Source organism: Vibrio sp. FE10 (assembly GCF_030297155.1).
Taxonomy (GTDB): domain Bacteria; phylum Pseudomonadota; class Gammaproteobacteria; order Enterobacterales; family Vibrionaceae; genus Vibrio; species Vibrio apostichopi.
Window position 1 is genome coordinate 1,520,927 of the sequence record NZ_AP028067.1, and the last position, 23,545, is coordinate 1,544,471.

The window sequence follows — 23,545 nt, forward strand, 5'->3', positions numbered from 1 at the left end:
CTCCTATCGTGACTTGTTAGATTGAGCAAGAACTGACGCAGCTAGAGATTTTGTCTCTTCGCTGTACTTGGGACTTTGTAGTGCTTTAGACGCCTTACTTTCCATATCTGCACTTGTTTGCCTAGATGTGGATGATTGAGAAAGAGCCGATCCAGCAAATGCTTTAGCAATAGCTGAAGAGTTAGGATTATTAAGTGTCTGAGCAGCCAGTGAAGCTACTTCGCTTGAGGTTTGCTTTTTATTTTTGGACATAATCATGCTTCCATTATTGGTAAATATTATTTTCAGTTCACCAGTTGGATGCTATGCTAAAGTTCTGAAGTCTAGATGAGCATCCTACTTGGTAGGTAATTGTCTTAAGTGACCCCTGACAATCGTTAGGGGTTTTCTTTATCTACTGTCTATCAATTTCTCTCCTTATTAGTATCTGCTGCCTATGATATAAAACACAACATGTAGTGTCTGTTTGTTCTAAAACAACAAGATAGTGCTATGTCTAATGGTTTTCAAGGCAAAGATTTTTGATGCGCTGTGGATAACTAGCAATTTTTAAATAAACGGTAAGTACTTGCTAACTGTAGGGATTAATAGGACTGGGAGTGCTGGGATAATATACAGTGCAAATGGTTTAATTCTGTCCGATTTAAAAAATATATTGCTTGATCTTTGTTCAGTTTTGAGAGCTTAGAGTAGTGAGCCTGATTTCTTATGAAATTATCGATTTTGGTGCGTTTTAGGTTTTCTAAATGCCAAATAGTAATCTAAGGTGATGGAGTAATTTAAGGAGGTTAAGCGTACCTATAGAGAGGATTTTTCGGTTAGTTTTACAATGGGAGTAGGCTACTGGTTGAAATGTGTGGGCTTACTAACAACTACAACACCGTTTACTTCCAGTACGAGTTCTAGAAGCGGCATTTTTAGATACGATTTCTAATCACCGTTTTTATACAGACGACTTGCATTTGACCTTGCTTTCATAGCCTTCGCTAGTGTTAGCTTAAAGAATCAGCCTGATCGCAAAAGGTTTTCCCTTTGTTGTCAGGCTTTTTTGTTTGAGACTTGTGGTACAATCGCGCGAGTTTAATAAGTACAAGAATAGGACACGCTTTGACTTCGTCTCCGGAAAAAGCAGACAACAACAAGAATGCAGCACAGCCAAGTTCTCCACAGAACGAAGCGAAATCGAATAAGCCTGCATCGAACCGACCTGCTAAGCAATTAAAAGCTAAACAGCCAAAAGCTAATCAATCAAAAGCTAAACCTGCCGATCATTCAGCAGCAGCCAATACAAAAGCATCTCAAAATAGCCCAGCCTCTCTTCGTAAAGCGCTCAACGAATGTATGATGCGCGATCGCTTCCGTCTGAGTAAGCGAATTGCTGGTGCGAGTAGAATTAAAAACGAACAATCTAAGAACGTTGTCTTCGATGAGATAGCGTTAGATATTGCCAAGTCAATGATGACGGCAAATCAGCGAGCCTCGCACAAACCAACCATCGAATACCCAGAGATTCTCCCTGTTAGCCAAAAGCGCGATGATATTGCGAAAGCCATTTCTGAAAACCAAGTGGTTATCGTGGCGGGTGAAACGGGCTCGGGTAAAACCACTCAGTTACCAAAGATTTGTTCTGAGCTTGGCCGTGGCCGCTTTGGCTTAATTGGTCACACTCAGCCTCGTCGTCTTGCGGCTCGTTCAGTTGCAAATCGTATCGCGGAAGAGATGGAAACACAGCTGGGTGATTTTGTTGGTTATAAGGTTCGTTTTAACGACCAAATTTCTGATAACACGCAAATCAAATTGATGACCGACGGTATTCTACTGGCGGAAATTCAGCATGACCGTTTCTTAAGCCAATACGACACCATCATCATCGATGAAGCTCACGAACGTAGTCTGAATATTGACTTCATCATGGGTTATTTGAGAGAGCTTCTGCCAAAGCGTCCTGACCTTAAAGTCATCATTACATCGGCGACCATCGATCCAGAGCGTTTCTCGAAGCACTTTAACAATGCACCGATCATTGAAGTATCAGGTCGAACGTACCCTGTAGATACCCGTTACCGCCCATTAGGTGGTGATGAAAGTGATTCAGATCGTGACCAAATCGAAGGCATCTTTGAAGCGGTGGATGAGCTTTGTGATGAAGGGCAAGGCGATATCTTGATCTTCATGAACGGTGAGCGTGAAATTCGTGATACTGCCGATTCATTAAGTAAACGTAACCTGCGTGATACTGAGATTGTTCCGCTTTACGCGCGTCTTTCTGCGGGCGAACAGAACCGAATCTTCCAGTCTCATACTGGTCGACGCATCGTTCTGGCGACCAACGTGGCTGAAACCTCATTAACCGTTCCTGGCATCAAGTATGTAATCGACCCGGGTACGGCGCGTATTAGCCGTTACAGCTACCGTACTAAAGTACAACGCCTACCGATTGAGCCTGTATCTCAAGCGAGTGCGAACCAGCGTAAAGGTCGTTGTGGTCGTGTTGCGGAAGGTATCTGTATTCGTCTGTACTCTGAGGAAGATTTCGAATCACGCCCAGAGTTTACTGACCCTGAAATCCTTCGTACTAACCTAGCATCCGTTATCCTTCAGATGACAGCGCTAGGCCTAGGCGACATTCAAGCATTCCCATTTGTTGAAGCGCCAGATAAGCGCAACATTCAAGATGGTGTAAGACTGCTTGAAGAGCTTGGTGCGATCGCAACAGCTGAACCCGCTGCAAACAAAAACAAGAATCAAGGCGACGATAAGAAGAAGCTAACGGCAATTGGTCGCAAGCTCGCTAAGCTGCCGATTGATCCACGTCTAGCGCGTATGGTGATTGAAGCGCCAAGCAACCGCTGTCTGCACGAAGTAATGGTAATTGCTTCTGCATTGTCGATTCAAGATCCGCGTGAGCGTCCGTCAGACAAGCAACAATCGTCTGACGATAAGCACAAGCGCTTCTTCGACAAAGAGTCTGACTTCATCACGTTTGTGAACCTATGGGATTACGTTAAGCAGCAACAAAAAGAGTTGTCGAGTAACCAGTTCCGCAAACAGTGTAAGCAAGATTACCTGAACTATTTACGTATCCGTGAATGGCAAGATGTGTACTTCCAAATTCACCAAGCAATGCGTGAATTGGATACCAAATTGAATACAGAACCGGGTAGCTACGATGGCATTCACATGTCTCTGCTATCAGGCCTGCTTTCGCACATAGGTATGAAAGACCAAGAGAAGAATGAATATCAAGGTGCTCGTAATGCGCGCTTCCATATCTTCCCTGCGTCTGGCCTATTTAAGAAACAGCCTAAGTGGATCATGTCTGCTGAGCTGGTAGAAACCTCAAAACTTTGGGGGCGTGTTATCGCCAAGATTCAGCCTGAATGGATTGAACCACTAGCGAAACACCTGATTAAGCGCAGCTACAGCGAACCTCATTGGTCGAAGAAGCAAGCGGCCGTAATGGCACACGAAAAAGTGATGCTTTACGGAATCCCAATCATCCCGAAACGTTTAGTGAACTACGGAGCGATTGATGCCACCGTCAGTCGTGAGTTGTTCGTGCGCAGCGCATTGGTTGAAGGTGAGTGGGAAACCAAACACGCCTTCTTCAAACAGAACCGTAAGCTACTGCAAGAAGTCGAAGAGCTAGAACATAAATCGCGTCGTCGTGACATCTTGATCGACGATGATGAACTGTTCGACTTCTATGACCAACGTGTTGGCGAAGAAGCGGTTTCAGGCCGTCACTTTGATACATGGTGGAAGAAGACCAGCCAGAAAACACCAGAGCTGCTTAACTTCGAAAAGTCGATGCTGTTCCGCGGTGATGCAAGCCATGTTACTGATCTGGATTACCCGAACTTCTGGCATCAAAACGGTATCAAGTTGAAGCTGAGCTACCAATTTGAGCCGGGCGACGACAACGATGGTGTAACGGTACACATTCCGCTGCCTATCTTGAACCAAATCGACCAGAACGGTTTTGATTGGCAGATCCCTGGCCTACGTCAGGAACTGGTGATTAGCCTAATCAAGTCACTACCTAAAACGCTACGCCGTAACTTTGTGCCTGCGCCAAACTACGCGGATGCGTTCTTGGCTCGTGTGACACCGTTAGAAGCGCCGTTGTTGGATTCTCTTGAGAAAGAGCTGCGCCGTATGACAGGTGTGGAAGTAGTACGTGATGACTGGAAGTTAGACCAGATACCAGAGCACTTAAAGGTAACATTCCGCGCTGTAGATCATCGCAAGCGTAAGCTGAAAGAACAGAAAGATCTGCATGAGCTGAAAGAAAGCCTGAAAGACAAGGTTCAAGAAACGCTTTCTAAAGTGGCAGACGATGACATCGAACAGCAAAACCTGCATACGTGGAGCTTTGGTGAGTTACCAAAAGTCTACCAACAGAAACGTGGCGGCTACGATGTTAAAGCCTTCCCAGCGCTGGTGGATACTAAAGACAGCGTAGAGATCAAACTGTTCGAAACCGAGCAAGAGCAGATCTCGGCAATGAAATCGGGTCAGCGTCGTTTAATCCTGTTGAACGTGCCATCGCCGATCAAATACTTGCACTCGAATTTACCGAACAAATCTAAGCTTGGTTTGTACTTCAACCCATACGGACAGGTTCTCGATTTGATCGATGACTGTATCGCTTGTGGTATTGATAAGCTGATTGAAGAAAAGGGCGGTTTGGTTTGGGAGCCAGAGCAGTTTGAAGCACTGAAAGAACACGTACGTGCAGAGTTGGGCGACAGCGTAGTTGAGATTGCTCAACAGGTTGAAACCATCCTAACTACCGCATTCAGCATCAGTAAGAAGCTGAAAGGGCGTGTTGACCTTTCAATGGCATTTGCGCTTTCAGACATCAAAGCTCAGGTAGAAGGTTTGATTTTTAAGGGGTTTGCCACAGAATGCGGGTGGAAACGTCTGCCGGATATTCTACGCTATATGAAAGCCATTGAGCGTCGTATGGAAAAACTGCCGATTGACCCGAACAAAGATCGTCTTCATATGATCAAAGTTGAGTCAGTAATGAACGATTACAAAGAGCTGCTTAATAAGATTCCAAAAGGGATCGCGGTTCCAGAAAATGTAAAAGAGGTGCGTTGGATGATAGAAGAGCTTCGTGTAAGCTTCTTCGCACAGCAGCTCGGTACGCCTTACCCAGTTTCAGATAAGCGTGTTAAAAACGCTATTGATGCTTGCTAAAGGAATAAAGCTAGACGCAATGGCAAGGTTTGGGTATAAATCTTGCTTATTGCTATACTAATTAAATAGTTACTACAAAAAGGGCGACTTGGTGGCAATTTATTACCACGCAAGGCCTGCCACTAGGACGAAAAGGTCGAATATGAAAAAAACGTTATTGGCACTAGCACTGCTAGGTGCATCTTCAACAGCAATGGCTGATTCTTGGTTATACGGTGGTGTTATGGGCGGTCAAAGCTCATTCGCTGGTGAAGATGAAAATGCGGTGGGCATCCACGTAGGTACAGGCATCCTGCCACTAATCGGCGTTGAAGCGGGTTACTGGGATCTAGGTTCTTTCGACAACGTTAGCTACGGTAACCGTGCTAAACAAGGTGTTGACGTAAGCACAGCTTACCTAGCGATCAAACCAAGCATCGACTTCGGTCCTCTACACGTATACGCGAAAGGTGGTCTTCACTCATACGAAGTGAAAGGCGATAACTTTAAGCAAGACGATGTAGACGTAATGTTTGCAGTTGGCGCTGAATACTTCATCTTCGGTCCACTATCTGTAGGCGCTAGCTACCAAAACTTCAAAATGAAAGATGACGACGCAGGCGTTTTCTCTCTAAACGCAACTATCCACTTACTGTAATCAATCAGTAAGGCGATCGTAAATAACGGTCGGATAGTCGTTAAAGAGTTCGTTAGAATTCATAAAAAATGCCAGCTTGATAGCTGGCATTTTTGTATCTGTAGAATAGTAATGTCGTTGACTTAATCGGTATAAGTTAAGCGAGCAGCGCTATTTTTTGCTGTTTAGAATCTTCTGGATTCTTGGGTTAATCGCTTTGCCGTGTTGGCTTTCATACTCTTCACGTTTCAAGTCGTTTAGGTTCTTCACTGAGTTAGCAGCAAGAAGGAACTGCGGCAATTCTGTTTCCAGCATGCCTTTCTCATCTAAACGCTTTGCTTCCAAATAGTATTTCTTAAACAGGCCATCGAGCTTGTTTTCAGCCGTACGCTTCAAGTCGTACAGTTTGTTTTGGATTAACCACTTCTCAATCTTGTTCACAGCAGTGCGCGACAACACACGAATGCGGCTATCCAACAGCTCTTCTTCTGTTAGTGAATCCTTCAGGATCCAAAGCTCGCCCATTTGCGGCGGCCAACTGTTGCCAAGTTGAATACGTTCATGACAGTGCATTAGTACGCGGTTAAGGCCGTCTGAGTCGACAGAGTGGGCAAACTCAAGAAACTTACCGCTCGGTTCACTGCCGTATTGGTATTCCCACTGAGTTTCGTACACGCTCAGGAAAGAACCGAACACATGGATACACCAATCGGTCAGCTCTAATTCTGCTGGATCTTGATCAACAACTGGCACTTGCTGAGACGCACCAGAGCTAACAGCTTGTTGAGCCGCTACATTTACTTCGGTACTTTGCGCTTCAATAACGTCAGGTACTACTGAACCTTTAGGCAGAACGGTAGCGTCAGGTACAACAGGTGAAGCTGGCTCAGAAGGTTGGCTTTTTGCCTTTTTGAATGAGCTGCTGCCTGAAGCGTTCAGATGGGCTAAGCTTTTGTCGATACCCATTTCCTTGAGCTTGTCCTGCATTTCCTGAATATTGAGAGGTCTTCTGCTGTTGTTGTCTTTCATTTTGCTTCTCGTTAACTAACCAGTACTGCAACTTAGATTCGATGCGCGATATTGGCATTAGTTCATTGGCTTTGGCTTTATACCAGAGGACAAATTTCTTCCATATTAAACTATGGTCACCAGCAAGGCCGGAGAATTTAAACGCACGTTCCGCCCATGTTGGAATGTTCTCTTCATCCAAATCATGAGTTGAAACGGTATTGCTGGTCATTGAGCCTCGGCTTTGTGGGCGAGGGGCATGCTGCATGTTTTGCATCGGTGCCGGAGCAGGCTGAAACTTAGGTGCAGGTGCAGGTGCAGGTGCAGGTGCAGTAGAGTAGACCGGAATACTATTGGTCGGTTGAGTCTCAGCGTGAACCGCAGCTTGCTCTTGCTCAATGAGCATTTTGAAAATGTGAATCTCTTTCTTATCTCGATAATCTACTTTTACCTTATCGAGAAAACCTTGGTCGACTAAACACTTAAGGCAGTCGGCTAAACCAAACGTAGAGAGAGCACAAAGTTGACCTGCTGATTGTAGGCACACATTGGTGTAGCCGAATTCGTCAGCACCGTCTGCAAGCATCAATAAAACCAGCTTTTCTGCTGGGCTTGAAGTATTCACTTGCCAAGCTAAATAAGAATATTTGGCGCTCAATATCGTGTTCTCAAAAAAGGTAAGTCGTTGTCACTATTGTAAGTCACCCCTTACCGAATTTATAGCAACTTAACAGAAAACGGCATTAGTAAGCCAAATATTGACCATAAGGAGAGGTCTGACCCAGAAAGTAAGCCTACACCCATTCATTCTTGTGGTTTTCGTTAGGACTCATTGGGTATGAGTACGCATAGCGGCTTGATGTGACGGCACACTTTGTTAGGTTAAGAATGACCAATTCGTTTTCGCATTCTGTTCGTCAAAATCAAATCTTCTCTTAAGGTCGGCTATTGACGATTTTCTTATCTATTTTCCATTCATCTCTGCTTATATTCACAAATGATATTAAATTTATAAAACACCTTGATGTGATCAATATTTGCGCTATTATGACGATAAGTCAGAAATGACGAAGCGTCACAAAATGGTTAACTACATGAATTTACCATTCGTGTTAATATATTGAATAGGAGTGTTTTAAATACTGGCGAAGCTTAGATAACGGCTAAGCTCATATACGGACTGAAAAATTATGTTTGGCTTTAGTTGTAAAGGCGATAAACAAGGTATCTTTGGTTGCAAAGGCGTGTTGTCTAAAAAGCAGCAGTCTATCGCAGACCGAGAAGTAGAATTGATGTTGTTAGCAAAAGATCTGGTTCGAGAACAAGGGTTCGGAAACCTCACGATGGATAAGCTGACGGCCGCGAGCTGCTATTCTAAAGGTACGATATACAATCACTTTTGCAGCAAAGAAGATGTGGTTTTGGCTTTGTGTATTCATTCTTTAAAGGCCGAGGCATTGATGTTTGCTCGCTCTGGAGAGTTTGAAGGCAACACACGTGAAAAGATCGTCGCACTGCACGTTGCTTACCGAATCTATGCTCGCATGGAACCGGTATTATCAACCTGTGCGATCATGGCGAAAAGCCCGTGGGTACTAGAGAAAGCGTCTAGTGCACGTGTAACCGAGATGAACGAACTGGAAGAATTGGTGATTGAACAAGCTGATTCTATGGTTAACCAAGCAGTAGAAGCGGGTGACCTAAAGTTCTCTTCTGGTGTGGGTTCAGATGCCATCGTGTTTGCAAACTGGTCAATCGCATTTGGTTCAAATGCCTTGTCACAGAACGCATCAAACAGTCATTGTATCAAGCGGTTACAAGACCCGTATTCAGTATTACATAACGCGAACATGCTTTTAGACGGCCTAAATTGGCAACCCCTTTCTAGCGATTGGGATTACCGCAAAACTTGGCGTCGTGTAGAACAAGAACTGTTCAGTGAAGAAATCACCTACTTAGAATCAGTAGGTCGATAAGCTTCCATTAAACCCACTCATGTGGGTTTATTAATAACCATTTATGACGATTCGTCATAAACTTAAGTTTAGCCTAACGTGGTTTTGGTTTTCTTGAGTGTATGACTAAGAATTGTGTCTTTTGTCAGCTTCGGCTGGCTTTTTAAGACACAACTATGACGAATCGTCACAAATGGAGACTGTGATGGAACATGACAGCCAGAAGCCCAATTTAGCTAATAGCTCTGATTCAATGAGTAACCCTGATTCAACTAGTAACCTTGATTCAACTAAAAAAACCGATTTAGACAGTCAATCGTCCAACTCAGGTCAACAGGCTCATAATCTAGATAACAGTTGGCACTCAATACCGACCAAGCGTTCGTTTATCGTTTTGCTGGTGGTTTTTTCAATCATCATGCTTTCTGCTTTTGGTGCGAAGAACCTCTACTTTAGAGGGGACTACAACATCTTCTTCGAAGGCACCAACAAACAGTTGATGGCGTTCGACGAAATCCAAACCACCTTTGCGAAAACCGACAACCTCGCGATTGTCGTCGCACCTGAAGATGGCAATGTCTTCACCCCAGAAACCCTTACCTTAATTCAAAACCTCACGGTCGATGCGTGGCAGATCCCGTACTCAAGCCGTGTCGATTCCCTTGCCAATTATCAGCATACCGAAGCCGTTGAAGATGACTTGTTAGTTGAAGACTTGTTGTACGAAGAATACGAGCACACACAAGAACGAATCGCCAAAGTAAAACAGATCGCCCTCAACGAACCTCTGCTTAAAAACGCACTAGTGTCAGCCTCTGGTGACGTGACCATTGTTAACGTCACCGTGCAATTGCCTGAAGTGGATAAAACTGCCGAAGTGCAAGAAGTGATCGCGGCTATCAATACTATGATCGCCAAGTACCAAGCCGATTACCCGAGCGTCGAATTCCATAAAGCGGGCATCATTGCCATGAACAACGCCTTTATGATGTCGGCTCAAGAAGACAGCTCAACGCTTGTGCCGTTAATGCTGCTGGTGGTATTGGTGTTCCTGACCTTTATGTTGCGCTCGTTCTTTAGCGTGGTGGCTACCTTAGTTGTGATTATCTCTTCGATTGTCGCGACCATGGGGTTGTCTGGGTGGGCAGGGATGTTCCTCAGCACCGCAACGGTTAATGTTCCAACCTTGGTATTAACGCTTGCCGTTGCCGATTGTGTTCACGTGATTGTGACCATGAGACAAGCGATGCAGCGCGGCATGGAGAAAGCACAAGCCATTCAATACAGCATTAAGCTTAATGCGATGCCGATCTTAATTACTTCGGTGACCACCGCGATTGGCTTCTTGATGATGAACATGTCGGATTCTCCAGTATTGCGCGACTTCGGTAACTTGTCGGCATTAGGCGTGATGATTGCGTGTTTCCTCTCTGTGACCATGCTTCCTGCGCTGTTAAAACTGTTGCCAGTTAAGAGCTTGCCAGCAAATCCGTTAGCGGCAGATAAAGTGACCTTCATGGATAAGCTCGGTGACTTTGTGGTGACCAACCGCAAAGCACTGCTGCCTATTTCTACTCTAGTAATCGTTGGTGCTGCGGCGTTAATTCCGTTGAACAAAGTGAATGATGAATCGGTGAAGTATTTCGATACCTCAAGCGAATTCAGACAGGCTGCAGACTTCATGGAAGAGACCGTAAGCGGCATGACCACCATCAGCATTGCGGTCAAAACTAACGAATCTCAAGCGATTGCTGATCCTGTGTTCTTGCAAGCGATTGGTGACTTTACCGATTGGCTACGCGTACAACCAGAAACCGACCATGTGGCCACGCTTTCCGATGTCTACATGCGTTTGAATAAGAACATGCACGGTGACGATGACAGTTACTACCAACTGCCACTTAACCGTGAACTTGCCGCGCAATACCTACTGCTTTACGAGATGTCTCTGCCGTATGGCTTGGACTTGAATAACCAGATCAACGTCGATAAATCATCGATCAAAATGGTACTCACCGTCGATAACCTCGGCAGTGTGGAATTGGTGGAATTCGAAGAGCGTATTTACTCGTGGTTTGCAGCTAATGCATCTCAGTATGAAGTAGTCGCGTCGAGCCCATCGTTGATGTTTGCTCACATTGGCGAGACCAACATGGCGAGTATGCTCTCGACTCTGCCTATCACCTTAGTGCTTATCTCTGGCCTGATGATCTTCGCATTACGCTCGGTTCGCTTGGGTGTGATCAGCCTAGTGCCAAACATTGCCCCTGCGATTATTGGCTTTGGTTTATGGGCGTTGATCTCAGGTGAAATCAACTTGGGTTTGTCGGTCGTGGTCACGCTCACACTGGGTATCGTGGTTGATGATGCAGTGCACTTCTTGAGTAAATACCAACGCGCCAGAATGGAAGGGAAATCAGCAGAGGAAGCCGTTCGTTACGCGTTCCACACAGTTGGCCGCGCATTGTGGATCACCACCGTTGTACTTGTGGCTGGTTTCTCTGTACTAGCGATGTCGAGCTTCAGACTCAATTCCGACATGGGCTTACTCAGCGCGATTGTGATTTTCATTGCGCTGGTGGTCGACTTCATCTTGCTACCAAGCTTACTGATGATCTTCGACAAACAGACTCACTACGAACCAAAGTCATCCGCTAAAGCTCAATCCACCCCGTCTAACCCAGCAGGCGAACTGACTACTTCGACCAAATAAGGAATCGTCAGTCTACTGCGGTGGGCTGACTCAAGGAGAAATTTATGAAAATCGTTAAACAAACTCTCGTTACGACACTATTTGCTTTCAGTTCATTAACCGTGGGTGCGGTATTAGCTTTCCCAGCGTTAGCAGACCCTGCGAAAGGCTTAGAAATTGCCGAGCAACGCAAAGCGGTCGATGTCGGGTGGGGCGATTCTGTCGCGACCATGGAAATGCTACTTCGCAACAAACAGGGTGAAAGCAGCACACGCCTAATGCGATTGAAATCATTAGAAGTCGATGACGATGGCGACAAAGGCTTGACCATTTTTGATGAGCCGCGCGATGTAAAAGGCACGGCTTTCCTAAACCATTCACACATCACCAATTCCGATGACCAATGGTTGTATCTGCCTGCATTGAAACGTGTAAAACGCATCTCTTCACGCAACAAATCTGGCCCGTTTATGGGCAGTGAATTTGCTTACGAAGATTTGAGCTCGTTCGAGTTAGGAAAGTACACCTTCAACTACATTGAAGACGCCAAAATTGAAGGTGTCGATACCTTTGTTTTAGAGCAAGTTCCGACCGATAAAAACTCCGGCTACACCATGCAAAAAGTATGGCTAGACCAACAATACTACCGCCCAATTCAGGTTGAGTTTTACGACCGTAAAGGCGCATTGCTGAAAACCTTGTCGTTCCAAGACTACAAACAGTACCTAAACCAATACTGGCGCGCTCACACCATGGCGATGCAAAACCATCAAACAGGGAAGAGCACCGTATTAACCACAACAGATTTGGCGTTCCAGACGGGCCTTAAAGACAAGGACTTCCAAAAAAACACACTGAAACGTGTTAAGTAAGGCAAGAATATGAAAAGGATTGTGGCAACAGGAACCCAGTTATCCTTAACCTTGGCAGCGACAGTCGGGCTTATGCAGGTGTCGTTGCCATGTGTAGCAGCCGGCTTTAGTCCGGAGCTCGCAGGGCAGGTTAACCTTGAACACAGGCAGTTCTTTAGTGACGGCTTGCAAGGGCAAGATAAAGGACAAAGCTCGCTGGTATTACAGCCAGAGTTTTACTGGGAACAAGAAGAGGGCAATGGCAGCTTTACCTTCACCCCGTTTTATCGCCTAGACAGTGAAGACGATGAGCGAACTCATGGAGATATTCGAGAAGCCCTATACCTAACCTATTGGGATGATTACGAACTGCGAGCCGGTGTCGGCAAAGTGTTTTGGGGCGTAACCGAATCGGCGCACTTGGTGGATGTGGTAAACCAAACCGATGCCATTGAATCGGTCGATGGCGAGTCTAAGTTAGGTCAGCCAATGGTGCACTTCACCTCGATAAAAGACTGGGGAACCATCGATGCCATGTTACTGCCGTATTTTCGTGAACGTACCTTTGCGGGCGAAGACGGACGATTAAGGCCAACGGTACCCGTTTCGGATGATGCGCTTTACGAATCTTCGAGAGAGGAAAAACACGTTGATGTGGCACTACGCTATAGCCAAATGTACGGCGATTGGGACGTCGGTTTAAGTTATTTAGGTGGCACAAACCGCGACCCTTATTACCGTGTGGAAGGCAATAAGCTCAAGCCATACTACGCACAAATGCAGCACTTTGGATTGGATGTGCAAGGCATTATTGGTGATTGGTTATGGAAGCTGGAAAGCATTTATCGCGACAGTTACGACAACCACACAGGCGTAGCAACAGGCTTTGAATACACTTGGGTTGGTGCGCTTGAATCATACTGGGACATCGGCTTCATTGCAGAATATCTGTATGACAGCCGGGGTAATAACGCCCAAACCATCGGTCAAAACGATGTGTTCCTTGGAGCACGTTTCGCCTTGAACGACGAAGACGGCACCGAAGTGCTCACAGGCATCACTCAAGATTTAGATAACAGCGATGTCTACAGTGCAAAGCTCGAAGCTTCAAGTCGCATCAATAACAACTTCAAGTGGCGATTGAATGCTTGGTTGTTTGAGAACGAAACCCCAGAGGACTTGCTGTTCTTTGCTCGCAAGGATGATTTTGTCGAGGTGGCGTTGGAATATTACTTTTAGTTTTATAAAGAGTTAGCATCTCCAACAACTTAGTCTTTACAAAAAATAAGCATTTCCAACAAGTTAATGTTGGTTTCGTGAGGCGTCCTCGTTAAGGGGCGTCTCAAATTTAAGATGACTCATATTTAGAATGTTCAAAGTCGCCTTTTTATAAAACGGATCAAACAATCGAATAGGCCCACAGGTAAAATGGTTATATTTTTCGAATATCTATAGCCTCCGAATATGCATGTAAATTGTGCTGGCGGTATCGACCCTAAGGGATTTATGAACTCATTTAACTGGGATAAAAACTTTGAGACAGGCATTGGTGTTGTCGATGAACAGCATCAATACCTTGTCGGTTTTATCAACCATTACGGAAACCTGTTGTCGGAGAATACGATCTCTATCGACGACATGAGCGCTGCTTTACTTGATCTCACACGTTATGCCGAATTTCATTTTAAAGAAGAAGAATCTTTGATGAGAGAGCGTGGCGTTTATGATTTACACATTGAAGAACACATCAAAGTGCATCGTGTGTTTATGCAAGACATCTACAGCATGCAAGCCTTCATCTTGGAAGAAGATCAAGCGTCAGCACGTCAGTTACTGGACTTCCTCATCCATTGGCTTGCTTATCACATCCTTGGCATCGACCAAAACATGGCGCGACAAGTAGCCGCGATAGAAGAGGGCGCAACGCCTCAACAAGCCTTTGAAGCAGAAGAAAAGCAGCAAGACTCTTCAACCATCCCTTTGCTAGCAGCGCTTAAAGGCTTATTCGAACAAGTCTCTGAACGAAACAAACAGTTGCTACGCTTCAATCAAGTACTCGAAGACAAAGTCGAGGAACGTACCGCAGAATTGAAACGAGCGAACAAGAAGCTCGAAGAACTCTCGTTAACTGATTCACTCACTAAATTACCTAACCGTCGTTGCGCTTTTAAACAGTTAGCTTTGCATTGGCAAGAATCGAAAGAATTTGGCATGCCTTTGGTGTGCATTATGATCGATGCCGACCACTTCAAGCGGATTAATGACACATGCGGACATGATGCTGGTGACTTGGTGTTAAAAACCCTTGCGAACGAGCTGAAAAACAGGTTTCGCAACGATGATATTGTGTGTCGATTAGGGGGCGATGAATTCTTGGTGATTTGCCCAGATACCGATCTTAATGGGGGCATGCACATCGCAGAAACGACTCGACAGAAAGTGTCTGAATTAGAGGTCGAAACTGGCAACCAAGCTTGGATTGGTAGCATCAGTGTCGGTGTGGCTGAAATGACCCAAGAATTCGAAACCATGAATGAATTGATTAAAGCGGCTGACGAGTCGGTTTATTTAGCGAAAGATGCCGGTAAGAACAGCGTTTGTTCTATTCAGATCTAGCGTTCAGGTCATTTCCAAATTAAGAAGTGGAACCTGTAATTGTTCCACTTCTTCCTACTCCTCATTAATATCCTGTTAAATTTGCCGTGTTTTTAGTCAATAACTTGTTCTTTTAGCGATTCAATTTGGCATTGGATGCGTGTTTGATTACTATGTGTAGCTATCTAAAAAAACTAATCATCCGATACGGACACTACCAACTGGTAGATGAGGAAATGATGCAACATCTAGAAGAGATCATTGCTAATGCAACGACTGCTATTGATACAGCAGATTCGTTAGTCGCACTTGATGAAGTGCGAGTTCAGTATTTAGGTAAGAAGGGTGAACTAACTCTTCAACTACAAAGCCTAGGTAAACTTCCACCTGAAGAGCGTCGCACTGCTGGTCAAGAGATCAACAAAGCGAAAGGTGCTGTTCAACAAGCGATCGCAGCTCGCAAAGACGCACTACAACGTGCAGAGCTTGAAGCGAAACTAGCTGAAGAAACTATCGATGTGAGCCTACCAGGTCGTCGCATTGAGAACGGTGGTCTTCACCCAGTTACTCGCACAGTTGAGCGTATCGAACAGTTCTTTGGTGAGCTTGGCTTTAGCACTGAGTCTGGCCCTGAGATCGAAGATGCATTCCACAACTTTGATGCACTAAACATCGCAGACGATCACCCAGCTCGTACTGATCACGATACTTTCTTCTTCAACCCTGATCTAATGTTACGTACGCACACTTCTGGTGTTCAAATCCGTACGATGGAAAACGGCAAACCGCCATTCCGCTTCATTGCTCCGGGTCGTGTTTACCGTAACGACTACGATCAAACTCACACGCCAATGTTCCACCAAGTGGAAGGTATGTTAGTTGATGAGAACGTAAACTTCGCACAACTTAAAGGCATTCTTAACGATTTCCTTTGTAACTTCTTTGAAGAAGAAGTTGAAGTGCGTTTCCGTCCTTCATTCTTCCCGTTCACAGAGCCTTCAGCTGAAGTTGACGTGAAACGTAAAGATGGCAAATGGCTAGAAGTTCTAGGCTGTGGCATGGTTCACCCTAACGTACTTCGCTCTGTTGGCATCGACCCTGAGAAATACTCTGGTTTTGCATTCGGTATGGGTGTAGAGCGTCTAACGATGCTTCGTTACGGCGTAAATGACCTTCGTGCGTTCTTCGAGAACGACCTTCGTTTCCTTAAACAATTCAAGTAATCCGGGGCAGTCAAAACTATGAAATTCAGTGAATCTTGGCTACGCGAGTGGGTTAAACCTGCAATTAACAGCGAAGAGCTAGCTCACCAAATCACTATGGCTGGTTTGGAAGTTGACGATGTAGAACCTGTTGCTGGTGAATTCACCGGCGTTAAAGTAGGTAAAGTGGTTGAGTGCGGTCAGCACCCAGACGCAGACAAACTACAAGTAACTAAAATTGATATCGGCGAAGAAGAGCTTTTAGACATCGTATGTGGTGCATCTAACTGTCGTCTTGGCCTAACTGTAGCAGTAGCAACGGTTGGCGCAGTACTTCCTGGTGACTTCAAAATCAAGAAAGCAAAACTACGTGGCGTTCCATCGCACGGCATGCTTTGTTCTTTCTCTGAGCTAGGTATCGACGTAGAGTCTGACGGCATCCTTGAGCTGCCAGAAGGCACAACGCTAGGTATGGACGTACGTGAGCTTCTTGAGCTTAACGACGTAACTATCGACGTAGACCTAACAGCAAACCGCGCAGACTGCTTCAGCATCCGTGGCCTTGCTCGTGAAGTTGGCGTACTAAACCGCGCAGACGTTACAGAGCCAACAGTTGACGCTGTTGCAACAAGCATTGAAGACACAGTATCTGTTGAAATCAAAGCAACTGATGCTTGTCCACGTTACCTTGGCCGTGTGGTTAAGAACGTAAACGTGAAAGCGGAATCTCCAATCTGGATGCAAGAAAAACTGCGTCGTTGTGGTATCCGTTCAATCGACCCAGTTGTAGACATCACAAACTACGTGATGCTAGAGCAAGGCCAACCAATGCACGCATTTGATCTTGCTAAGATCGAAGGCGGTATCGTGGTTCGTCTAGCAGAGCAGGGCGAAAAGCTAACACTTCTAGATGGCAACGAAGCTGAACTAAACAGCAACACACTTGTTATCGCAGACCAAAACAAAGCACTAGCAATCGCTGGTATCTTTGGCGGTCAAGATTCTGGTGTGACTACTGAAACAACTGACGTACTTCTTGAAGCTGCATTCTTCGCACCGGATCACATCCGTGGTCGCGCACGTGCTTACGGCCTTCACACAGATTCTTCTCTACGTTTCGAACGTGGTGTTGATTCAACACTTCAAGCAGCAGCAATGGAGCGTGCAACACAGCTTCTAGTTGAAATCTGTGGTGGTGAAGTTGCGCCAGTAAACGGCAGCGAATCTGAAGCTGATCTTCCTAAAGCAAACGTAGTTGCTCTACGTCGCGCTAAGCTAGACAGCCTACTAGGTCACGAAATCCCATCTACAGACGTAGTGGAAATTCTTACTCGCCTAGGTTGTACTGTTTCTGTTGTAGAAGATACGGAGACGACTGAAGCTGGTTGGACGGCAACGTCTCCATCTTGGCGTTTTGATATCGCAATCGAGCAAGACCTAATTGAAGAAGTAGGTCGTATCTACGGTTACGATAACATTCCAAACCAAGCGCCTAAAGCGGCACTTAAAATGAATGACCACAAAGAAGCTAACCAACCGCTTAAGCGCGTTCGTGACCTTCTTGTAGACCGTGGCTACCACGAAGCAATCACATACAGCTTCGTAGAACCAGAACAGCAAAAACTTGTTGTACCTGGTGTTGAGCCGCTAATCCTGCCATTCCCAATCTCTGCGGACATGTCAGCAATGCGTCTTGGCCTAATCCAAGGTCTTCTAAACACCGTTGTTCACAACCAGAAGCGTCAACAGTCTCGCGTTCGTCTATTCGAATCAGGCCTACGTTTCATCCCTGAAGCAACGGCTGAAAACGGCATGCGCCAAGAAATGATGCTTGCGGGCGTTATCTCTGGTACTCGTGGCGAAGAGCACTGGGACATTGCAACTAACACTGTAGATTTCTTCGATCTTAAAGGTGACCTAGAAGCCGTTCTTGAGCTTTCTGCAAACGAAATCGCATACAGCTTCAAATCTGCTAAGCACCCAGCACTTCACCCAGGTCAAACTGCGGCTATCGTAGTAGACGGCAAAGAAGTGGGTATCATTGGTACTGTTCACCCAGAACTAGAGCGTAAGTTTGGTCTTAACGGCCGCACTATCGTATTCGAAATCGAATGGGCAGCTATCAACACTCGCGTGCTTCCAGAAGCAGTAGCCGTATCTAAGTTCCCTGCAAACCGTCGTGATATCGCCGTTGTTGTTGACGAAGCAGTCGCTTCTGGCGACATCGTTGAAGCGTGTATCGCTGCTGGTGGCGAATTCCTAACAGGCGCTAAACTGTTCGACGTATACGTTGGTCAAGGCGTTGAAGAAGGTAAGAAGAGCCTAGCTATCGCACTTAGCCTACAGTCTGTAGAGCGCACTCTTGAAGATGCAGACATCGCTGGTTCAGTAGATGCTATCGTAGCTTCAATCTCAGAGAAATTCGGCGCAGCACTTCGCGACTAATCTCTTCTGATAGATAGAAAAACCAAAGGCCTCGCATTGCGAGGCCTTTTTGTTTGCTGGAACTGGTGTTTAAGCAGACATGTTCTCAAGCGTGTTTTTTAGTTCAGATAAGTTAGCTTGAATACCAGCAAGCTCGTTTCTAAACAATTCATCAGCCTTATCATCTAGCTCGGAGTGCCATTTACTCGTAAATGGTCGTAAGCTTCTTTCTAAATACCCATTAACTAAGCTGTAATACTCTTTGCAGTTTGGACCATGTAGCTTTGAGATATCTCTATGGAGGTCAAACAAAGAAGCTAAACTAGATAATGCCGCTTTGGACTCGCCTCGTAATAGCTGGCGAGTAGCTACTCTAGTATCAAGTTCGACAAATAACTCCCAAGCTGCAGACCTGTCAGCTTGTGTGTATCGACTTTCATTTTTATAAGTGCGATTGAAATAATTGATATAAGCCATTATGCGTTCAGGAGCTCGATGATCAGAGCTTCTAAGCAGAGATTTAAACCGTTCATAGTGATCTGCGATTGGTTTTTCATCCGCCGTCTCATTAACTTCTTCTCGGTAGTACTCTTCGGCAAAGTGACTCTGACTAATTTTTTGGTCTTTTAGTTCCTTCTTCAGATAATCTGCGTTTTTCATATTACTTTCCCTAAAAACAAAGCTCTTTCCCTAAGTTCATCCCTATAAACAAGTCATTGTTCAACCTACATTAAGAATGCAAATTCAATGACAACAACAAATAGGATTTAGTCATGAGCAACAATCAAAACAACCATAAAGCAAACCAAGGAAATGAGAATAAAGGAACCTCTGGCCACAATGCTGCTTATCAAAAAGCACAAGATAATCGCGCAAACCAACGGAACCCAAACAATGTTCGATTTCAAGGAAAAAAATAGGAGGTACACTATGGATACATCAGATATGTCACAGGATGAATTAGACATATGGTCAGACATTAACAACCCAAATAATGACTCTGATATGGATGCTTGGTCGGATGCCCACAATCCAAATAATGATGACTATTTGGATGATGATTAGAAGCTAAAATATGAGAGTAGGTGAGTCGTTTTCACTTACTCTCATATCAAATAAATCAACCACGAACCCAACTAGATACCATGTTTAAATCCCAATCATAAACCTCCTGCTGGACAATTTTAGGAGCGCCTCCGAATGAATTAGGAACTTTCATGACAAGAATGTCAGATCCTTGTTTCAGCTTCCTAAATTCGTTTATTTCCCATTCGACCCAAAGCTTACTATGAGTATCATTTCCTAAAAGCACTAAGAGCTTATCTGACTCCTGAAGTCGTCTGCTTATTTCCTGACGTACGAGATATGATGCGGAATCGTGAGGTGGTCGTCGATTTACATGTCCTTCTTCGTTGTAAATGGGTTCTTGCAATGACTTGTCATTAAACCCCAAACCATGATTTCTGTTTAACCTTACAGATTTGATGTCGCTAACGTAGCGTTGGTCACTGTGGCTATAGCTAATAAATACCTTGGTCACAAACTACTCCTTTAATTGTCTGTTTAAATGTTAAAAAATTAATAGAATAAGGTTTAAATGCAAATATTTTATATATTGTATGCTTGTATTGTTTTTCCTTCTGAAACTAAAGTCTCAAATCCTTGTATTTATTAACTTTTAAGCCAAGGATAAACAGTTCGACCATACCTTGCACAAGACATTGAAGAAGGTAAGAAGAGCCTAGCTATCGCACTTAGCCTACAGTCTGTAGAGCGCACACTTGAAGATGCAGACATCGCTGGTTCAGTAGATGCTATCGTAGCTTCAATCTCAGAGAAATTCGGCGCAGCACTTCGCGACTAATCTCTTCTGAAAGATAGAAAACCAAAGGCCTCGCATTGCGAGGCCTTTTTTGTTTGTGTCCTAAGGGACTAGGGGGCTAACAATTAGTCTAACATTTCAGTATTAGTGATGGTGTAGAAGAGATTATCAGTGCTCTTTTTCGCGTTTAATAACTCAAATATCTACATAGATCAATCTAGCCTTTCGCAAATAAAACTATGACTAACATGTAGTTAGCTTCAGTGGTAGCATGTTATTACAACCAGTTGCACAGGCGCGCCCTCCATGAGTTTTCATTTAAATAATTTCCTCAAAAATCAAATTCTAGATGATAATTGTTCTTACCTATATTTATTGTCTCTGCTTAAAAAGCAGAAGGGCAAAAAGCTTACAAAAGCAATTTATTCAGAACTGGGTGACATAGAACAGTTAAGAAGAAGAGTTGGAAGGCAGGTCGAAAGGTATAGACGAATTGTGGACCAAAATATGACTTTAGCACGTGACAGCTCTAATTTAGTGCTGACACCGCTGAAGTCAATACAAGTTAAAAACTTTAGAGGTTTCTCTTCCCTTAACGACAATGATCAAGGGACATTAATCCCATTTAGTAAGGGTGTTAATGTCTTTTTTGCACCAAACGGTGGGGGAAAAACATCATTATGTGAGGCTATCGAATATAGCCTTACAGATAATGTAAAAGAAGCTGATCGCAGAAATACCCCGTTAAAAAACTATATAAAGAATGGCGGAACACCAAGCATTATCTGCGAGTTGGTCAATGGAGTCGTCCCTAAATCACCATTTTGGAATAGTTGTTTTATTGATAGGAACAGGCTTCAAGAATTCTCGCTATTGGGTTCAAAGGATACTAACGTTAAACAAGCAGATGTTCTTGCTACATTGTTTGAACTCGAAGAAATTGATGACATTGTAAATGGAATGGTTAAGCCAGCTTCATTTAAAGCTATTGAGTTTATTCGAAGCTCTGGTCAAGAGCGTTATGACGCGGTTAATCAAGAACTAGCTGCTAAAAGACGCTTGAGAAAAACAAAGATAGATGAAATCCAAGGCGAGCAACAGCTCTTAGCGGAACTGTTTGGGTTAGAAAAATATGATAGTGCTCATATAGTAGCAAGGAAAAACTACTTTGATCGGTTGAAGAAACATTTAGTGTTAAGTACTCAGAAATTTGAAGTTGTTGGTGAAGAGATCAAACTAGACTCCCTTATTAAATATATTGATTCAATTACTTGGCTAATTGAGTTATTAGAAAATAGAAGGAACTTGTTAGCAACTAATGCTAGCAAAGTTAACTACAAAGACTTGTATAAGGCTATTCAAAATTTCGGTGATATGTCTGATATTGAGAGTTGTCCAACTTGTGAAACACCCATAAAAGACGTTTACAAACATCCAAAGAAAGTTGTTGAAGACGAGTTACCGAAACTAGAGTTTTTAGATCGGGCATCGATAACCTGCACAAAGATCGAGCTTCAATTACAAGAACGTATAACAGTTTCCTCTGCCTATCTACAAACGTTCTTAAATCTTCATCGGGATACTTTATCGGAAAACTTGGTTCTCGCAATTGATAGTACTTTATCTTCAAACAAATCGGATTCAGCCGAGTATTTAATACAATTATCAGCATTGAACGAATTCTCGGCTGAGATAGAAACATTAAATGTTGAGATTAGAGCAAAAAATAAGAGAGTAGTAAATCAAGCTAAACGCCTCGAATCTCTGAATTCTGAAATTGATAAGATCGAAGAAAAGCTCAGCTCTGCTACAGTTTTTGAAACAAATATTGCCACGAAGTCTGTCAATCTATCGGAGGCACACGAAGAGATAATTCGCTTTCTAAGTCAAAGAAAAAATCAATTTAATCAGATTCTTAGTGATGAAAGGTTTAACGATTTTGCAAAACAACTAGAAGGTAGTTACAAGAAACTGTTTTCAGAACTTAATGAATACAAGCGAGGAGTAGAGGCTGAAAATATAAGTGGGATAGAACAATCAACGCTCAATTATTACAGTCAGATCAACAAGCATGACAACCCAAATGAAATTGTGTCGGAAGTTAAATTTCAGCAACTGGGTGGTACATATAGAATTATTCTTAAGATGCAAGATGGTCGTGAAGATGATGCATTTTGTGTGTTAAGTGAAGGACACTTGAGAGGCTTGGGACTTGCTTTACTGTTATCTGTAGCAAAGAAAAATTGTCATCCAATAATTATTTTTGATGATGTAGTCAATGCAATTGATACTGAACATCGGTCAAATATTATAGATATGTTTAGTGAAGATGATTATCTAAAACAGGTTCAAAGGATAATAACAACACATGACAGAATGTTTTGGGAAAAGATTTCCAACAAACATAAAAGAGCAACTGATGCTGATACATTTTCAAGTCAAATATTAAAATCGACACCAAAGGGGATAGTAATACAAAACTTTGGTGTAAGTTACTCTCAAAAGGTTAAAGAAGCGTTAGATGTGTACGATATTCGTCAGGCTTTAGTCTACTCGCGAATTTGGTTTGAAACTATGATCAATGAGTATTGTGTCAACAATCAAATTCAAATTACGACAACATTTTCTAGTAGACAGCTCAAAAAAGATAATTGGTTGGAAATTAGCTTAGAGGCTACTTATAGCGAGTTTGCGAAATCATTGAACGGGAATGTCGATACCTTTAATTACCTGAAAAACGACCTAATAAACTGGGGAGGTCAAAATCAAGAGCACCATGCATTTGATGAATATAACTATAACTTCTCTCATGCAACAACTAGCCTAGAAGTTCAAACAATCTATGAGAAGTTATGGGTGTTTGAGGTTCAGTTGAATCAAGACAAAACTATTGAGAAGCTAAACCATGAGAAAGCAGAACATGAATGGATTAGGGAACAAGCTACCCGCCAGCTAGCAAATCAAGGTTTTGTTGATAATGCTACTCAAGAACTTGTGCAAGATTGCAGAGACCGCCTTGAAAAAGCCAATAGTGAGTTAAGGTTGTTGAACAAGATTTTAGAACAAGTTTAGTTGCATCATGCTTGGTCTAATTTACATCTTGACCCGTCTACAACTTCACATTTTATAGTGACTTATTGATTGAGAGGGGCGCTTTCTGTGTTCCCTCCAA

General features: G+C 43.7%; 17 protein-coding genes and 1 pseudogene. 13 read left to right on the top strand and 5 right to left on the bottom strand.

What is annotated here, in order from left to right; translation table 11 throughout:
* Nucleotides 1-3: 3 nt before the first annotated feature.
* Nucleotides 4-252 (bottom strand): hypothetical protein, encoded by a 249-nt coding sequence (locus QUF19_RS06850; protein WP_286297996.1) that lies wholly within the window; start codon nucleotides 250-252, stop codon nucleotides 4-6.
* An 855-nt stretch (nucleotides 253-1,107) separates the two neighbouring features.
* On the opposite strand from QUF19_RS06850, the gene hrpA reads away from it, so the two are divergent.
* Both hrpA and QUF19_RS06860 read left to right on the top strand, forming a co-directional pair.
* Nucleotides 1,108-5,208, top strand: coding sequence for an ATP-dependent RNA helicase HrpA (hrpA, locus tag QUF19_RS06855; protein WP_286297997.1), 4,101 nt, complete (start codon nucleotides 1,108-1,110; stop codon nucleotides 5,206-5,208).
* 142 nt (nucleotides 5,209-5,350) lie between these two features.
* Complete coding sequence (locus QUF19_RS06860; RefSeq protein WP_286298004.1) at nucleotides 5,351-5,845, top strand: outer membrane beta-barrel protein; 495 nt, start codon at nucleotides 5,351-5,353, stop codon at nucleotides 5,843-5,845.
* Nucleotides 5,846-5,995: 150 nt separating this feature from the next.
* Here QUF19_RS06860 and QUF19_RS06865 read toward each other — a convergent pair whose 3' ends face one another.
* Nucleotides 5,996-6,790 (bottom strand): hypothetical protein, encoded by a 795-nt coding sequence (locus QUF19_RS06865; protein ID WP_286298006.1) that lies wholly within the window; start codon nucleotides 6,788-6,790, stop codon nucleotides 5,996-5,998.
* Nucleotides 6,711-7,490 carry a hypothetical protein gene (locus QUF19_RS06870; RefSeq protein ID WP_286298007.1) on the bottom strand — a complete coding sequence of 260 codons (780 nt, stop codon included), beginning with the start codon at nucleotides 7,488-7,490 and terminating at the stop codon, nucleotides 6,711-6,713. The genes QUF19_RS06865 and QUF19_RS06870 overlap by 80 nt, the downstream gene beginning before the upstream one ends.
* 532 nt (nucleotides 7,491-8,022) lie before the next feature.
* Between QUF19_RS06870 and QUF19_RS06875 the strand changes: the two genes are divergently transcribed.
* The 7 genes from QUF19_RS06875 (at nucleotide 8,023) to pheT (ending at nucleotide 18,572) form a co-directional block, all read left to right on the top strand.
* Nucleotides 8,023-8,808 (top strand): TetR/AcrR family transcriptional regulator, encoded by a 786-nt coding sequence (locus tag QUF19_RS06875; protein WP_017109714.1) that lies wholly within the window; start codon nucleotides 8,023-8,025, stop codon nucleotides 8,806-8,808.
* Between the two features lie 121 nt (nucleotides 8,809-8,929).
* A complete protein-coding gene (locus tag QUF19_RS06880; protein ID WP_286298013.1) occupies nucleotides 8,930-11,500 on the top strand; it encodes an efflux RND transporter permease subunit in 2,571 nt (856 codons plus the stop codon).
* A gap of 44 nt (nucleotides 11,501-11,544) precedes the next feature.
* Nucleotides 11,545-12,351, top strand: coding sequence for an outer membrane lipoprotein-sorting protein (locus tag QUF19_RS06885; RefSeq protein ID WP_286298015.1), 807 nt, complete (start codon nucleotides 11,545-11,547; stop codon nucleotides 12,349-12,351).
* 9 nt (nucleotides 12,352-12,360) lie between these two features.
* Nucleotides 12,361-13,569 carry a hypothetical protein gene (locus tag QUF19_RS06890; protein ID WP_286298017.1) on the top strand — a complete coding sequence of 403 codons (1,209 nt, stop codon included), beginning with the start codon at nucleotides 12,361-12,363 and terminating at the stop codon, nucleotides 13,567-13,569.
* A 267-nt stretch (nucleotides 13,570-13,836) separates the two neighbouring features.
* Nucleotides 13,837-14,946: a GGDEF domain-containing protein gene (locus QUF19_RS06895; protein ID WP_286298020.1), complete on the top strand. Its 1,110-nt coding sequence runs from the start codon at nucleotides 13,837-13,839 to the stop codon at nucleotides 14,944-14,946.
* 218 nt (nucleotides 14,947-15,164) lie between these two features.
* On the top strand, nucleotides 15,165-16,148 hold the full coding sequence (gene pheS, locus QUF19_RS06900; RefSeq protein WP_004734764.1) for a phenylalanine--tRNA ligase subunit alpha: 984 nt from the start codon (nucleotides 15,165-15,167) through the stop codon (nucleotides 16,146-16,148).
* 18 nt (nucleotides 16,149-16,166) lie between these two features.
* The gene (gene pheT, locus QUF19_RS06905) at nucleotides 16,167-18,572 is read left to right on the top strand and encodes a phenylalanine--tRNA ligase subunit beta (RefSeq protein WP_102548680.1); all 2,406 of its coding nucleotides are present in this window, start codon (nucleotides 16,167-16,169) and stop codon (nucleotides 18,570-18,572) included.
* A 69-nt stretch (nucleotides 18,573-18,641) separates the two neighbouring features.
* Here pheT and QUF19_RS06910 read toward each other — a convergent pair whose 3' ends face one another.
* A complete protein-coding gene (locus QUF19_RS06910) occupies nucleotides 18,642-19,211 on the bottom strand; it encodes a hypothetical protein (RefSeq protein WP_286298023.1) in 570 nt (189 codons plus the stop codon).
* 113 nt (nucleotides 19,212-19,324) lie between these two features.
* Between QUF19_RS06910 and QUF19_RS06915 the strand changes: the two genes are divergently transcribed.
* Both QUF19_RS06915 and QUF19_RS06920 read left to right on the top strand, forming a co-directional pair.
* Nucleotides 19,325-19,471 (top strand): alpha-amylase, encoded by a 147-nt coding sequence (locus QUF19_RS06915; RefSeq protein WP_280534464.1) that lies wholly within the window; start codon nucleotides 19,325-19,327, stop codon nucleotides 19,469-19,471.
* A 10-nt stretch (nucleotides 19,472-19,481) separates the two neighbouring features.
* Nucleotides 19,482-19,616 (top strand): hypothetical protein, encoded by a 135-nt coding sequence (locus QUF19_RS06920; protein WP_286298028.1) that lies wholly within the window; start codon nucleotides 19,482-19,484, stop codon nucleotides 19,614-19,616.
* 55 nt (nucleotides 19,617-19,671) lie between these two features.
* Here the strand turns inward: QUF19_RS06920 and QUF19_RS06925 are convergent, their stop codons facing one another.
* Entirely contained in the window at nucleotides 19,672-20,091 is a 420-nt protein-coding gene (locus QUF19_RS06925; RefSeq protein ID WP_286298029.1) for a TIR domain-containing protein, read from the bottom strand.
* A 165-nt stretch (nucleotides 20,092-20,256) separates the two neighbouring features.
* Here QUF19_RS06925 and QUF19_RS06930 point away from each other — a divergent pair.
* Nucleotides 20,257-20,415, top strand: a pseudogene (locus QUF19_RS06930) (phenylalanine--tRNA ligase subunit beta-related protein); the annotation flags it as partial.
* Between the two features lie 264 nt (nucleotides 20,416-20,679).
* Entirely contained in the window at nucleotides 20,680-23,445 is a 2,766-nt protein-coding gene (locus tag QUF19_RS06935) for an AAA family ATPase (RefSeq protein ID WP_286298030.1), read from the top strand.
* The last annotated feature ends 100 nt before the right edge of the window (nucleotides 23,446-23,545 follow it).

What these genes read in the sequence shown, in the direction of transcription:
- QUF19_RS06865 (WP_286298006.1), bottom strand. Translation starts at nt 6,790, where the DNA reads ATGGGTATCGACAAAAGCTTAGCCCATCTGAACGCTTCAGGCAGCAGC.
- pheS (WP_004734764.1), top strand. Translation starts at nt 15,165, where the DNA reads ATGCAACATCTAGAAGAGATCATTGCTAATGCAACGACTGCTATTGAT.
- QUF19_RS06915 (WP_280534464.1), top strand. Translation starts at nt 19,325, where the DNA reads ATGAGCAACAATCAAAACAACCATAAAGCAAACCAAGGAAATGAGAAT.
- pheT (WP_102548680.1), top strand. Translation starts at nt 16,167, where the DNA reads ATGAAATTCAGTGAATCTTGGCTACGCGAGTGGGTTAAACCTGCAATT.
- QUF19_RS06860 (WP_286298004.1), top strand. Translation starts at nt 5,351, where the DNA reads ATGAAAAAAACGTTATTGGCACTAGCACTGCTAGGTGCATCTTCAACA.
- QUF19_RS06885 (WP_286298015.1), top strand. Translation starts at nt 11,545, where the DNA reads ATGAAAATCGTTAAACAAACTCTCGTTACGACACTATTTGCTTTCAGT.
- QUF19_RS06920 (WP_286298028.1), top strand. Translation starts at nt 19,482, where the DNA reads ATGGATACATCAGATATGTCACAGGATGAATTAGACATATGGTCAGAC.
- QUF19_RS06875 (WP_017109714.1), top strand. Translation starts at nt 8,023, where the DNA reads ATGTTTGGCTTTAGTTGTAAAGGCGATAAACAAGGTATCTTTGGTTGC.
- QUF19_RS06935 (WP_286298030.1), top strand. Translation starts at nt 20,680, where the DNA reads ATGAGTTTTCATTTAAATAATTTCCTCAAAAATCAAATTCTAGATGAT.
- QUF19_RS06890 (WP_286298017.1), top strand. Translation starts at nt 12,361, where the DNA reads ATGAAAAGGATTGTGGCAACAGGAACCCAGTTATCCTTAACCTTGGCA.
- QUF19_RS06895 (WP_286298020.1), top strand. Translation starts at nt 13,837, where the DNA reads ATGAACTCATTTAACTGGGATAAAAACTTTGAGACAGGCATTGGTGTT.
- QUF19_RS06910 (WP_286298023.1), bottom strand. Translation starts at nt 19,211, where the DNA reads ATGAAAAACGCAGATTATCTGAAGAAGGAACTAAAAGACCAAAAAATT.
- QUF19_RS06850 (WP_286297996.1), bottom strand. Translation starts at nt 252, where the DNA reads ATGTCCAAAAATAAAAAGCAAACCTCAAGCGAAGTAGCTTCACTGGCT.